Genomic DNA, 13,093 nt, shown 5'->3' with positions numbered 1-13,093 from the left:
AAATATGAATTTATTTACACCAACGAAATTAACAATAGTAACTGTTACAGGTGCAGGAATTATAGGTGGTAGTGTAGGTCTTGCTAAACACATGCAAACCACCTTACCACCTGCTATATCTATTAAAGCTCAAATAGAGGGGGAAAATAAGAAACTATTAACAGGCGATAGACCAGAACTTTGAGGAATTAAATTAAGTACTTATGAAAAAGAAATAAGAGCAAAACATCCAACAATAACTATAGCAAATGCAGGTGAATTAAAGATTTGATGCGAAACAAAAACAAGCATTGATTTTAAAGACTCAGATCAAGCAGAATACAAAGTAGCAAAAGAAATTTGTACAGTTCCTACAAATAGAGAAAAATTTCTTAGCATCCCAAAAACATTAACTAAGGGTGATGGATGAACACAAAAACTAACTTCTTACAAACAAGAAGGTACGGGAGTTAATGCTATTCCAAAAATTGACAAAAATACTGTTAATGATGCACAAGTAATAAAGCAATGATGTGAAAAGGAAATCGAAAAAGAATTTAAGACTGAAAACAACGACTACAACTTAGCACTTAAATGATGTACTGAAACAAAATAATAAATGGCAATTAAACCTTTAGCAGTTAAAGCAACTGTTGGGTTAATTGGCCTTGGGGGTATGGGGGCTCTTGCCCGTCAAGGTTATGTGGCATGAAAAAACACACCAAAAGAAATGTCTATTAGTGCAAAACTGGAAGAAGAAAAGTACACCTTACTTTCTAAAGGAGCGGGCGGTTGAGATGCAATATTAGCGGATTACAGAACAGTTGTTGCAAAAGATGCAAGTTTAAAGTTTGATAACTTTGATGGTAATGAGCCTGCTGGTGGCACACCTAAAGCCGTAGATAAACTAAAAGAAAAATGTGAAAATGCCAAGAAACAAATGACTAAAGGTAAAAGAAATGAACTATTAAAGAAGGCAAGAAAATGATGTGTAACTCCTGTAAAGGCTTCTGCTTTATTAACAAATAGAGGATTTACAGTCTTACCAACGAATGGTGATAACACAATTGCAAGCAACCCAAAATGAAAACAAAAAATAGATAATTACAAAGTTGCACGCAAAGGTACAACAAATATGGAAAAACTATTTGAAATTCAAGATAATGGAGCGGCGACTGATAATGATATTGCCCAAATCAAAACTAAATGTGCAACCTTTGGAGAAACATTAAATCACAAAGAAGAATTTGAAAAACATCTACAAAATGTTGAGCTATGATGTGCAGATAAATAATAATGACAACAGGTGTAAAGATAGGAATATTAGCTTCTCTTGGTGCTGGAACTTTAGGTGGTTTAGCTGGTCTTGGTTATGTACTTACTCGACCTAAAGACCTAAAAGAAGAACTCGAAAGAGAAAGATACACATTACTAGATACAGAAAAAAGTGATAATGATGAAACTACTTGAAAAAAATTAGCAATTAAGTATTCAACAACATCAGATAGTACACAAAGAATAAATGGTGTAAGTATTACAGCTCCTAATCCTCCAACTACAGAACCACACCCTGGAATTCAGAAATTAAAGGAAGAATGTAAGAAATTATTTAAGAAAACTAAAAAAGAAAGTGGTTATGGAATTGCAAAAACAAATGCTATTGATTGATGTACTACAAAACACATTACTAACGTTTAATTCTTAATATGGCCCCTACTAAGATAGCATCTATAGCAATAATAAGTACTGGAGTTGTTGGTGGAGGTATAGGAACTGTTTATGCTTTCTCTCCAAGCAAATCCAAACCTATTGCCACTACTACAATTGCACAAAAACTAGCTAATGAAGCATTAACTGTATTAAGCGATAGCGAAGAAGCTCGTTGAGCAATAAAGTTACATACCTACAATCATGAAGTGAAAAATTCAAATACAGAAATCAATTTAGGGGGAAAACTGTGAGGCGATTTGAAATCTTGATGTGAAAGAAAACTGAAGGACGTTTTCAAAACAACAAACAACAGAATTTACGAAGGCATAAAGAAAATATGCACCGCTCCTTCAAATAAAGAAAAATTAGCCAGCGCAAATAAAACTCTAGCAACTTCAGATGAAGATTGAGGCAAAAGAAAGACTGCTTATGACAAAGCCAATGATAACGAACTTATTACAGGAATCCAAAAAAATACAGAGAATAAAGAGGCAATAAAACAATGATGTGAGACAGCTTTAAAAGAAGAATATCAAGGAGATCAAAAAAATAAATATCCATTAGTAGCTAAGTGATGTGTTAATGATCCGGCTTAACTTATGAAAGCCATATTAATTAAAAGAACTTAATATAGTTGGTATAGCGGGTTTGGGGAGGGAACACAATATCAAAATATGACTACAGGATTAAAGATAGGAATAGGTGCTTTAACAAGTACAGGAGTAATAGGAGGTACTGCTGGAGTTAGTTATTTATTATCTCAACCTAAAAACCTAAAAGAAGATCTAGAAAAAGAAGGGGTTAAATTCCTAGATACAGAAAGCGACACAGACAAGACATCTTGAACTACACTTGCTAAAGAACACGCTAAATCACCAACAACAAATAACATAGCAAAAATAAGCACAATAACCATTAATGCCTCCGATACAGACCCGCATCCAGGGATTGCACAACTAAAGGCAGAATGTAAAAAATTTTTCAAAAAAACCAAAGAAGAAACAGATTACGAAGCGTCCAAAAAACATGCAAAAAATTGATGCAGTAAAGATTCTCCCTTATTAACTCCAACTAAACCAGGAACCTAATATGGCAATAAAACCTTTAGCAGTAAAGACATCTATAGGATTACTGAGTGCAGGAGGAATTAGTGCTGTTGTATACCAAGGATATCAAGCCTTTAATAAGGAGGATGTGGAGAAAAAGAAAGAAGTAGTTAAAGGGCTTTCTGTTGCCAAAAGGCTTGAGGCAGAAAAATATGTATTACTTACCAAAGAAACAAAGAATGATAATCACTGAGCAAAAATACTAGACAGTTACAAAAATATTTCACAAGATTTAAAGTTTGAAGGATTTGATGGAAACGATTCCAGCGATGGAACTATTAAAGGGGTAGATAAACTAAAGGATAAATGTGCAGAAACATTAATTTCAGAAGATGAAAACCTATTGAAAAAAGCCAAAAAATGATGTGTAACTCCAATAAGTGCATCAGAATTACTAAATAGTAAAGGATTTAAAATTCTCAAAACAAATAATAGTAATAAAGATGAAGAAAAATCAGATTGAGAACAAAGAATAAATGCTTTCAAAGAGGCAAAAACAGCAAATTCAGAACTAAGTAAGTTAATAACTATTGAAGAAGGAACTGATAAACTTGATAGTAATATTGTCGCCATCAAAACTAAATGTAAGGAATTTGGAGCAAAATTAAATTACGAAGATAAATTTGAAGAGAATTTAGAAAATGTTGAAAAATGATGTGCAATTAAAGCTCCTGGATAATATTCTTAAAAAGAAAGTTAATTTCAAACCACAATGACACTTAAAGTTATTCTTCTTAGTGCCTAAAGTGTTAGCGCGGTAGGTGGTGTTATAGGAGGTTATTTTTTTATGCCATTTTCAAATGAATCAAAGAGCACACAAGAGCAGAAAGATAATACTGTAGGAGAAACAGATTCACAAAAAGCAAGTCCTGAAGTGCCTCCATCAAAACCTCCTAGCTCAGAAAATACAGGTAGTGGGAGTTCTCCTGCCGCCGTTGTCCCTAATAGTGATCCAGTAGCAGGTGGAGCTAGACCTGCCTAACGAAAAACAATGATAAGTCCTAAACAAGCTTTATTAGGAGGGCTAGGTGTTGCTACTATTATTGGTGGAGGCTTTGGAACTAGTTATTTGTTACAAGACAAGACAATCAAAGATAAATTAATTAGAGGAGGAGCAACAATAATTGAATTAGATGATGATTACGAAATAGTCTTTAGAGAATTTAAAGGAACAGAATCTTTCATAAATTTAGTAAAGACAAAAGTAAGTACTATCACAAATAGTAGTCCAGATAATGTGGGTGGGCCAGCATTAAAGCAATGATGTGAAGAAAAATTACAGCTTGCTTTAACTAAAGAAAATATTGATAATAATTTTGCAAATACTAAACAATATTGTTCCAAAACTTTATTTACTATCGAAGACAAAATGAAGAAAGATAAGAAACAATTAGCAACCGATTGAGATGCACAATTTGCAAAACTTAAAACTCCCCCACAAAATACAGAACTACAAACTGATTTATCAGCACTTAATAACGCTATCAATGCCATTGATGATCAGCATAAAGAGGCTATAAAAACGGCTTTACAAACTTGATGTTCAAGTAAAATCAAAACACCTTTAACAAAAGATATTTCTCTTTGAACAAAAATAGATAATCGTTGTCTAATAGCAAAAGTAAATTAGTCAATGAATATTAAATTAGCTATTGCTTCAGCAGTTAGTTTAGGAACTATTGGAGGTGCCGTCGGTGTTGGTTACAATCTTTTTCAACCTAAGAACCTAAGACAATTACTAGAGAAAAAAGGAATTAAGTTACTAGATACTGAAAAAGATACCAACAATACACAATGAACAGAATTAGTAAATAAGCATAATGGTGACAAACAGGGAAGAACAAAAAATAATATTGAAATTGAAAAATTAGAGATTACAGAAACTAGTTCTATAATTGATTCTTCTGCGTTGAAGACTAAATGTAAAGAATTATTTGACACTCCAATAACAAATGATGAAGGATTCAAAAAATTAGAAAAAGATGCAATTAACTGATGTTCTGAAAAATCTCCATTACTTGAAGCAACAACATCTCCTAGTGTAGTTCAGCCACAAAATCCTAGAACATCTACAGGTGCTCCTGCAATAAGTAGTGGAGATGCAATTTCTTCGGATCCTGCAAGGAGAGATGGTAGTGCAAGTCTTGGAGGAGTGCCTGGTGCTTAATGGCTATTAAGACTTTAATATATTCAGCTTTAAGCTTAGGAATTGCAAGTGGAGCAACAGTTGGTGGTTATTTTATTTTCAAACCTGACACAACTAAACAAGAAAGTAATAAAAAATCTACAGAAGGAACTACTTTACAAGGGACTCCAACTGACAGTATAGCTCCTGCAAGAGGTGCAGATGGTAACCCGGATACAAGTAGAGAAGGAAATGGTCAACCCGCTGGACAAAGGCCTGAAGGCGTTCAAAATTCTTTAGATAGCGGCTCACGTAGTACAGAGCCCGATCTCGGCACACAAGTACCTAGCGTTCCTGGAGGAGTATAAGAACTTTAATGTCATCAATTAAATTAGCAGGACTGACCTTAGCTGGGGTTGGAGTTATTGGCGGAGGAGTAGGAACAGTTTATGCCTTAAATTCCAACACCCAGACACCCAAATCTAAAACCATAAATATAGTCACTACTAGTATTAGACAACAAATAACTAAGGAACAAAGAACAGTATTGGATCAAGGTGCAACAACTTGAGATATCAAATTACACGTGTACACTTCAGTAATTCAATCACAAAACAAGATTGTTATTGAAAATAATAATGAGGCTGGCTTAAAGGCGTGATGTAACAAAACATTAGGGGAGGATTTCAAAGACTCAAACAATGAAAACTATTTATTTGCTAAACAACTATGTACCAAACCAACAAATAAAGAAAAATTGCAAAAAAACAGTAAGACATTGATAGGCGAAAATGATAGTGAATGAACCAAAAAGGAAACGGCTTACAAAAGTGAAGGAAAAGATAGTTATGCAATACCAAATATAGGAAGTCAAGGAACAGTTACTAAAGCAGATATCAAAGGATGATGTGAAACTACATTGTCAAAAGAAATTGCAGATAGTGGAAGTGAATACTCTCTAGCAGAAAAATGATGTACTCAGTAATCATTTAATGATTATGAAAACCTTGATATTCAAATCATCTATTAGCTTATTAGGTGCTGGTGGTGTTGCAGGAGGCGGTTTATTAATAAGTAAATATTTAAATTGAAAGAATGTTGAAACCCGACTTAAGGAAGATAAATATGAATTACTTACTAATGATCAAACCAATGATGATAAGTGAGCAGAAATACTAAAGAATTACAAAACAGTTACTCAAAAACATAATAATTTAGCCTTTTCAGGCTTTATTGGCGATGAAGACGATGCTAAGTCAATGTTACAAAAACATTGTAAAGTTGCACTTATCTCTTATGATGAAAACGATTACAAAAAAGCTGCAAAATGATGTGTTGTTCCAGTTTCTGCGACAGATTTATTGGAGAAACGTGGATTTAAAGCCTTGAAAACAGGAAGTGATTCTAGTGCAGACAACGAAAGATGAACAGACAAAGTAAAGAAACATAAATCAGAAAGTAATGAAGCACTTAAATTTGATGGTATTACTCTAACATCAGGAAAAGACCAAGCTATTGAACAAGACTTACAAAATCTTAAAGCTAAATGTGATGGTATTAAAGATAAGAAAAGTCATGAAGAAGGTTTTGATGATTTCGTAAAACAATACGAAGCTTGATGCTCATATAAGTAGTCATGACTTCGACTGCCAAAATAGGAATAGCTTCTGCTACGGGAATTGGGGCTATTGGGGCTGGTTCCGCTTATGCTTTTTATCCTAGCTCCACAGCTCCAAAAGTAACCATAGAAAAACAATTAGAGAAGGACAATAAGAAACTACTTAAGAGTAGCGATAATGCACTTTGAGGAATAAAGCTAAATACTTACACCACAAAAATAAAGAAAACAGGAGCCAAAATAAATCTATCTACAGATAATGAAACACAGTTAAGAACATTTTGTACTAATCAAGCAATTAAAGAATTTAATAATCAAAACAAAGAACTTTACGATGAAATCAAAGTAGTATGTACAGTACCTACAAATAAAGAAAAATTTGAAAAAGCAAATAGAAAATTAGCTACTACTGGAGATTGAGCAACTAAATCAAAAGAATATCAAACACAAGGGATCAATAATGATGCTATTGCAGAAATATCAAAAGACTCTGTTACTGAAGATCAAATAAAAAATTGGTGTGAAAAAGCAATAAATCTAGAGTACGAAAACGATGATCACAAAAATTACAAATTAACCTACAAGTGATGTACTAAAGACTAATAATGGATGTTAAGCCTTTAGCAGTTAAAGCAATTGCAGGATTAATAGGAGTTGGAGGTGTTACTGGTTTAACCTATCATTTAACAAAAAGTACAAGCAAAACAGCAAAACCAGAAGCAGTAAAGAATGATATGGCAAGCAGATTAACAAGTGAAGGATACACACTACTTTCAGAAAGTAGCAATAACATAGATACTATATTAGGCAGTTACAAAAGCATCATAAGTAGCAAAAATAATTTAAAGTTTGGTGAATTTGGTGGTGTTGATGTGGATGGCAAAAAAGCAAAAGATGAATTGCTTAAACTTTGTAATTCTATTTTTGAAGAAACAAAAAATAGTAATTCTTATGACAAAGCTATTAAATGATGTATTGAACCAATAACTGCTTCTGAAATATTAAAAAAACAAAACATTACAGCATTAAAGACTGGTACTAATGCAGATGATGACAAAGCAAAATGAGAAGACAAAATAAAAAAACATATAGATAGTTCAAATAATCTTTCAAAAATTAGTCAATTAAATTTAACAAGTACTGCTAGCCAAATAGTAGAGGGTGACTACAAAATTATTCAAGACAAATGTGATGAAATAGGAAAAATAAATAATCACACAGCAACTTTTGAAGATTCTTTAAAATTCTTTAAACTTTGGTGTTCTGATAGTTAATAAGAATACCTTAAACTTAAATGGATATTAAATCTTTAGCAGCTAAATCTACTATAGGATTAGTTGGTCTTGGTGGTTTGGGGGCTGGTGGTTATTATGGGATTAGTGCCTTGAATGGCAGTACAGAAGTACAGAAAAAAGAATCTGAACCCAAGACTCCTTCAATTGAAGAAGCGCTTAGAAATGAAGGATACACACTACTTTCAGAGGATTCACAAAACAACGATAGTTGGAATACAATATTAAGCAGTTACAAGACAGTTATTAAACAACATACAAATCTGGCATTTGAGAACTTTACTGGAGAAGAGCCAGCTGGTGGTGCTACTCCTACAGCTGTAGCTACCTTAAAGCAAAAATGCAAGGACATTACAGTTAAAGATTCAAATAATAAAGAAATGTTAAAGAAAGCTAGGAAGTGATGTGTAACTCCAATAGATGTGGCTAAACTCCTAAAAGCTAAAGGATTTAATGCTCTTCAAACAAATATTGGAGAAGAAAATCAGGAGAAAAATGAATGAACAGAAAAAATAAAGGCTTATAGAACGGCTAAGAAAAACAACTCCAGTATTGGACAATTCGTAGAAATTGAAGATAATGCAGAGGTGACTCCTCAAAATATTGCTGCGGCAAAAACAAAATGTCAAGAATTTGCAAAAATATTAAGTCATGCAGATACATTTGAAACTTCTTTAAGTAGTTATGAAGCGTGATGTGGTAATAAGAAAGAATAGTTACTAAATACTTAAACAATAAGAAATACAAAAACTACTAATACTTCTATTTATTCTGTTTCTTCTTCAATATTGCAAACAATAAGCCACCTACTTTAAAGCTACAACTATAAAAAAACATTCATATTTTCATCAGTCTTTCTAAGAATCCTCTTATCCCATCAAAGCAACAGATTCAAAAGACAAACAAATTTAAATAACATACCTAATTTCAAAATATTTAAAATTTAGGTATTTTGTTTCATATATATTGATTTGTCCCTTGCTTTACTACCTATTCTAACTCTTAAATTTACATTATTCTTTTTGATTAATAAACAGTAGTAATCAAAAAACTAAACACTCCTGCATCAATAATGTATCTTAAAGTAATTGTTAATAGACCCTCATGTTCCTTAATGTTAGTCTATAAGGTAAAAGAATTAAATCTAGATTATGAAAGCAACAATAGCTAAAGGGGCTGTAGGTGTATTAGGAGCAAGCGGTTTAGGAGTTGGTGGTTATTATGGAATTAGCGCCTTAAATGGCAGTACAGAAGTACAGAAAACAATCAAGCCAACACCTCTATCTGTATCACAACAATTAAAGGCTAAAGGATACGTTCCCATTACAAGTAGTACTGATAATAGTATTTTTGAAGCTATATTAAGAAATTACAAAAGTGCTCCATCGACTCAACAAGAGTTAAAGTTTGCTGGCTTCGATGGCAATCAATCTGAAAATAAAGAAGCAAAAAACATTTTGTTAGAAAAATGTAATGGTATTTTTGACAACAAGAGTGCTAATGAACAAGATCAAAAAAGAGCTAAAAAATGATGTGTTGAACCAATAAATGCAGCTTCTTTTTTAAAATCAAAAGGCACTAATTCCCTAAATTTAGACGTAAATACTGAAACAGACAAAACCGCTTGAGGTAATAAAGTGAAAAAATACAGAAGCACTTCTGAAAACAGAATTGATGAATTAGAATTTACTAGCAAAACAGAAGAGCCTACCGACCAGGAAATAAGACAAATTAAAGAAAAATGTAAAAGTATTGGGGATATAGGGAACCATGATGACAAATTTGAAAAAACTTTAATTCTTTTTGAAGCTTGATGTTCAAATAAGTAATGACAACATTTGCTAAAGCATCATCTGCGATTTTAGTAGGATCTGGTATTGCTGGAGGTGGAACAATTTATTGACTAAATTCCAACTCCTCAACTCCTCAACTCCTAAGACCAGTAGTATTGTAGTTGCTACTATTAGATCAAAAATAACTGAAGAAACTGGAAAAAAGATATTAGCCATCACTGCAAAAGGTTGAGATATTAAATTTCATACATATACTTCATTAACAAACAAAGTTAAGGTAACTCCCAATACTGAAGAAGGGCTAAAGATATGATGTACTAACACTTTAGACTCTAACTTTAGCGAAGGGCAAAACGATATTTATTTGCAAGCAAAACAAATATGTACATTACCTACAAGTAGAGAAAAATTACTTAAAGATAAAAAAGTAATAGCTACTGGCGAAGATTGACAAGGTAGAGCTACTGCGTATACAACTGAAGGAATCAATGATTTAGTTATTCTTGAGCTTAAAGGCAACAAAAAACCTACAAAAAAAGAAATAGAAGATTGATGTAATAAAGCGCTTGAAAAAGAAATTGAAGAGGGACAAGATAATACCAATCTAACACTTAAGTGATGTACTAAGACAGGAGCATAATTATGAATCCAACAATAATTAAAGGCACTATTGGTGTATTAAGTGCTAGTGGATTAGGAGTAGGTGGTTATTATGGAATTAGCGCTTTAACTAAACAAAAAGAACCAAGAACCATAAGTGAACAATTAATAGCAGACAATTATCAACCATTTGACCTAAACAAAACTGATTGGCAAAATAAGTTTGATACATTTAGAGCTGGTAGCAGTACCACAAAATTGAAGGCAGCTTTACAAGAATTTGTATCTGGTTTTGAAGTAGAAAAAAATAAGGCAAACCTACAAGGAGGGACAAAATTAAAGGATTGATGTAAATTAGTACTAGAGCAAGAAAAAGATAAAGTAACTGGACATAAGACTTTAGATAATGCAAAGTTGTTCTGTGCAGAGAAAAAAGCTATAGATAGTTAATGAGTACAGCAATTAGAGCTTTGGTAGGTGTTGGTGCGTTGGGTGGAGTTGCAGGAGGCGGATTACTTCTAAACAATTTCTTGTCTACGGAGAATATTCAAAGCAAACTTGAAGCAAACGGATTTAAATTACTAACAGATAGTGCTGATAATAATGCAGTTTGACAAAGTATATTAACTAGTTATAGAGCGACAACAAATACATTAAAATTTGAAGGATTCAATGGGGGCACTACAGCTGTAAGTAGTGATACAGAATCTTTAAATACTTTAAAGCAAAAGTGTAAAGATCTTACAGGAAAGAAAGTATCAGAAGACAAAAAAAATAAACTTTACGATCAAGCTAAGAAATGGTGTATTGTTCCAGTATCTGTTTCAAAATTACTAGAAAAAGAATACACTCCTCTTAACACCAATAAAGACGATAAAGAGGCTGACAAAAGTATTTGAACTACAAAAATAAGCGAACATAAGAACACAGGAAATCAAAAGAAAAAAATTACTTCACTTAAATTAGCCGAGGGAGACAGGAAGGAAGATGAACACCTAACACAAATTAAAGAACAATGTAAGACCATCGGAGAAACCGAAAATCATTCAGATAAGTTTGAAGAATATCAAGAAAATTACAAAGATTGGTGTTCAAAATAGTCCTTTTCATTAACTTAATATAGTGTCTACAACTACAAAAGTAATAGCAACAGCATTAGTAGGTTCAGGTGCTGTTGGCGGGGGAATAACATATGCACTGATTAACAAAAAAGAATCTATATCTATTGAAAAACAATTACTTAATGACAAAAAAACACTATTAACTAAGAATGATCAAGTCCTTTGAACAATAAAGTTAAGTGTTTACAATACCTTAAAGTCCAAAAATACAAAAATCAAACTAACCAAAACAGAAAATTGAGGTAATTTAAAGTCTTGATGTGAAGAAAAAGTTAAAGAGGAATTTAATGATAACAATAAAGAACTTTACGAAGGAATAAGTTCAGTATGTACTGTTCCTACAAATAAAGAAAAGTTAAGTAGCCTTAATAAAGCATTAGCTTCAACACCAGAAGAATGAGAAAATAGAAAAGTTGCTTATCAATCACAAGGAGATATCACAGAAATCAAAAAAGAAAACTTAGAAATAGAAGTTCTAAAGAAGTGATGTGTTAAGAACTTGGAAGAAGAATTTACTGCCGAAAATGAAGGAACTTATAGTGCAACCCTTAAATGATGTGCAAAAAATGGGGGAGCATCTTAATTAAATCATGGGAATAAAACAAATTGCAATTATTGGTACAGGAGCAAGTGCTATTGCTGGAGGAGTTGGTGGTATTTATTATGTATCACAAGACAATAAAGGATAAATTAACTAGTAAAGGTATCAAATTAATAAATAAAGACGCTGACACTAAGATATGACAATTAGCCTGAGGGGAAATTAATGAGGATGACACTTTAAAGAATATTGAAGCTACTGTTAAAGGACATGATACTTTAAAAACATGATGTACAGGAGCTTATGATAAGTCTTTAAGCGACAAAGTTAATTTAGACAAAACTGAAAAAATTTGCTCTCAACCTGCGTTAACAATAAGTGAAAAATTAAATAAGAAGAAAAAAGAATTTACAAAAGATTGAGCAACAAAACTAACAGCAGTAAAGCAAGAAAATAATTTAATAGCCAAATTAAAGACCATAAACAATAAGCTATCCAAAGTGGAAGAAAATAAAGATAATCAAGATGCCCTTAAAGGTTGATGTGAGAAGCAATTAAATGTTGAGCTAACCGTTGAAGGTACAGAATACAAAGAAGTAGAAAAACTTTGCGTTTAATATGACTACATCCGCAAAGATAATTTCTGGAGTAGTAGCTAGTACAGGGGTTATTGGAGGAAGTATAGGAACTGCTTATGCTCTTAGATCTCCATCTAATATATCAATTTCAAAACAACTTGAAAACGAAGGTAAAAAAATATTAATAAGCAGTGCATCTTCAGATCTTTGAAATATTAAATTAAAGACTTATCAAAAGCAAAAAGCAACATTAACTATTATTGAGTTAGCAGAAGAAAATATTGGTACTTTAAAGTCTAAATGTAACAGCAATTTAACTTCTGAATTTAATGAAAAAAATAAACCTCTTTATGAAGCATTAAAGACAGTATGTACCTCTCCCACAAATAAAGAAAAACTATTTAGTTTAGATCACGAAATAGCAGAAGACTGATCTACAAAAGCAAGTACTTATAATTCTGTTGCTCAAACTGAACATGCAATTGAAGAATTCAAAAATACTCGTCCAACTGGCGATCAAATAAGAGAATGATGCGAAAAGATAATTAAGGAAGAATTTAAATCAGATACAGATAAGAATTACAAATTATCTATTAAATGATGTACTAAGAAAGGAGTTTAATAGATGCC

23 protein-coding genes are annotated in these 13,093 nt (G+C 32.2%); all 23 read left to right on the top strand.

What is annotated here, in order from left to right:
- The first annotated feature begins 4 nt into the window (after positions 1-4).
- The 23 genes from A6V39_RS04060 (at position 5) to A6V39_RS03955 (ending at position 13,085) form a co-directional block, all read left to right on the top strand.
- The gene (locus A6V39_RS04060) at positions 5-595 is read left to right on the top strand and encodes a hypothetical protein (RefSeq protein ID WP_187150391.1); all 591 of its coding nucleotides are present in this window, start codon (positions 5-7) and stop codon (positions 593-595) included.
- Between the two features lie 3 nt (positions 596-598).
- Complete coding sequence (locus A6V39_RS04055; RefSeq protein ID WP_187150390.1) at positions 599-1,273, top strand: hypothetical protein; 675 nt, start codon at positions 599-601, stop codon at positions 1,271-1,273.
- A 2-nt stretch (positions 1,274-1,275) separates the two neighbouring features.
- Positions 1,276-1,677 carry a hypothetical protein gene (locus tag A6V39_RS04050; RefSeq protein ID WP_187150389.1) on the top strand — a complete coding sequence of 134 codons (402 nt, stop codon included), beginning with the start codon at positions 1,276-1,278 and terminating at the stop codon, positions 1,675-1,677.
- An 8-nt stretch (positions 1,678-1,685) separates the two neighbouring features.
- Positions 1,686-2,285 (top strand): hypothetical protein, encoded by a 600-nt coding sequence (locus A6V39_RS04045; protein WP_187150388.1) that lies wholly within the window; start codon positions 1,686-1,688, stop codon positions 2,283-2,285.
- A gap of 78 nt (positions 2,286-2,363) precedes the next feature.
- Positions 2,364-2,777, top strand: a complete 414-nt coding sequence (locus A6V39_RS04040; protein ID WP_187150387.1) for a hypothetical protein — start codon at positions 2,364-2,366, stop codon at positions 2,775-2,777.
- A gap of 1 nt (position 2,778) precedes the next feature.
- Positions 2,779-3,474 (top strand): hypothetical protein, encoded by a 696-nt coding sequence (locus A6V39_RS04035; protein ID WP_187150386.1) that lies wholly within the window; start codon positions 2,779-2,781, stop codon positions 3,472-3,474.
- 108 nt (positions 3,475-3,582) lie between these two features.
- Positions 3,583-3,777, top strand: a complete 195-nt coding sequence (locus A6V39_RS04030; protein ID WP_187150385.1) for a hypothetical protein — start codon at positions 3,583-3,585, stop codon at positions 3,775-3,777.
- A 9-nt stretch (positions 3,778-3,786) separates the two neighbouring features.
- Positions 3,787-4,425 carry a hypothetical protein gene (locus tag A6V39_RS04025; protein WP_187150384.1) on the top strand — a complete coding sequence of 213 codons (639 nt, stop codon included), beginning with the start codon at positions 3,787-3,789 and terminating at the stop codon, positions 4,423-4,425.
- A gap of 3 nt (positions 4,426-4,428) precedes the next feature.
- On the top strand, positions 4,429-4,962 hold the full coding sequence (locus tag A6V39_RS04020) for a hypothetical protein (RefSeq protein ID WP_187150383.1): 534 nt from the start codon (positions 4,429-4,431) through the stop codon (positions 4,960-4,962).
- Positions 4,962-5,288 (top strand): hypothetical protein, encoded by a 327-nt coding sequence (locus tag A6V39_RS04015; protein WP_187150382.1) that lies wholly within the window; start codon positions 4,962-4,964, stop codon positions 5,286-5,288. The genes A6V39_RS04020 and A6V39_RS04015 overlap by 1 nt, the downstream gene beginning before the upstream one ends.
- A gap of 8 nt (positions 5,289-5,296) precedes the next feature.
- A complete protein-coding gene (locus A6V39_RS04010; protein ID WP_187150381.1) occupies positions 5,297-5,905 on the top strand; it encodes a hypothetical protein in 609 nt (202 codons plus the stop codon).
- A 13-nt stretch (positions 5,906-5,918) separates the two neighbouring features.
- Positions 5,919-6,554 carry a hypothetical protein gene (locus A6V39_RS04005; protein WP_187150380.1) on the top strand — a complete coding sequence of 212 codons (636 nt, stop codon included), beginning with the start codon at positions 5,919-5,921 and terminating at the stop codon, positions 6,552-6,554.
- A gap of 2 nt (positions 6,555-6,556) precedes the next feature.
- Complete coding sequence (locus tag A6V39_RS04000) at positions 6,557-7,141, top strand: hypothetical protein (RefSeq protein WP_187150379.1); 585 nt, start codon at positions 6,557-6,559, stop codon at positions 7,139-7,141.
- Positions 7,142-7,143: 2 nt separating this feature from the next.
- The gene (locus A6V39_RS03995; RefSeq protein ID WP_187150378.1) at positions 7,144-7,812 is read left to right on the top strand and encodes a hypothetical protein; all 669 of its coding nucleotides are present in this window, start codon (positions 7,144-7,146) and stop codon (positions 7,810-7,812) included.
- Between the two features lie 20 nt (positions 7,813-7,832).
- Complete coding sequence (locus tag A6V39_RS03990) at positions 7,833-8,546, top strand: hypothetical protein (protein ID WP_187150377.1); 714 nt, start codon at positions 7,833-7,835, stop codon at positions 8,544-8,546.
- A 435-nt stretch (positions 8,547-8,981) separates the two neighbouring features.
- Positions 8,982-9,659, top strand: a complete 678-nt coding sequence (locus A6V39_RS03985; RefSeq protein ID WP_187150376.1) for a hypothetical protein — start codon at positions 8,982-8,984, stop codon at positions 9,657-9,659.
- Positions 9,659-9,784: a hypothetical protein gene (locus A6V39_RS05935; protein WP_281178731.1), complete on the top strand. Its 126-nt coding sequence runs from the start codon at positions 9,659-9,661 to the stop codon at positions 9,782-9,784. The genes A6V39_RS03985 and A6V39_RS05935 overlap by 1 nt, the downstream gene beginning before the upstream one ends.
- The gene (locus A6V39_RS03980; protein ID WP_187150375.1) at positions 9,730-10,263 is read left to right on the top strand and encodes a hypothetical protein; all 534 of its coding nucleotides are present in this window, start codon (positions 9,730-9,732) and stop codon (positions 10,261-10,263) included. Before A6V39_RS05935 ends, A6V39_RS03980 begins: the two co-directional genes overlap by 55 nt.
- A gap of 2 nt (positions 10,264-10,265) precedes the next feature.
- The gene (locus tag A6V39_RS03975) at positions 10,266-10,673 is read left to right on the top strand and encodes a hypothetical protein (protein ID WP_187150374.1); all 408 of its coding nucleotides are present in this window, start codon (positions 10,266-10,268) and stop codon (positions 10,671-10,673) included.
- Positions 10,673-11,323: a hypothetical protein gene (locus A6V39_RS03970; RefSeq protein WP_187150373.1), complete on the top strand. Its 651-nt coding sequence runs from the start codon at positions 10,673-10,675 to the stop codon at positions 11,321-11,323. The genes A6V39_RS03975 and A6V39_RS03970 overlap by 1 nt, the downstream gene beginning before the upstream one ends.
- A 22-nt stretch (positions 11,324-11,345) precedes the next feature.
- Positions 11,346-11,927, top strand: coding sequence for a hypothetical protein (locus A6V39_RS03965; protein ID WP_187150372.1), 582 nt, complete (start codon positions 11,346-11,348; stop codon positions 11,925-11,927).
- 80 nt (positions 11,928-12,007) lie between these two features.
- Positions 12,008-12,502, top strand: coding sequence for a hypothetical protein (locus A6V39_RS03960; RefSeq protein WP_187150371.1), 495 nt, complete (start codon positions 12,008-12,010; stop codon positions 12,500-12,502).
- A gap of 1 nt (position 12,503) precedes the next feature.
- Positions 12,504-13,085 (top strand): hypothetical protein, encoded by a 582-nt coding sequence (locus A6V39_RS03955; RefSeq protein WP_187150370.1) that lies wholly within the window; start codon positions 12,504-12,506, stop codon positions 13,083-13,085.
- Positions 13,086-13,093: the final 8 nt, after the last annotated feature.

Source organism: Candidatus Mycoplasma haematobovis (assembly GCF_001645765.1).
Classification (GTDB): Bacteria; Bacillota_I; Bacilli_A; order Mycoplasmatales; family Mycoplasmoidaceae; genus Eperythrozoon_B; species Eperythrozoon_B haematobovis.
Note: the sequence above shows the minus strand (reverse complement) of the source record. Positions and strands in the feature narration are given on the sequence as shown.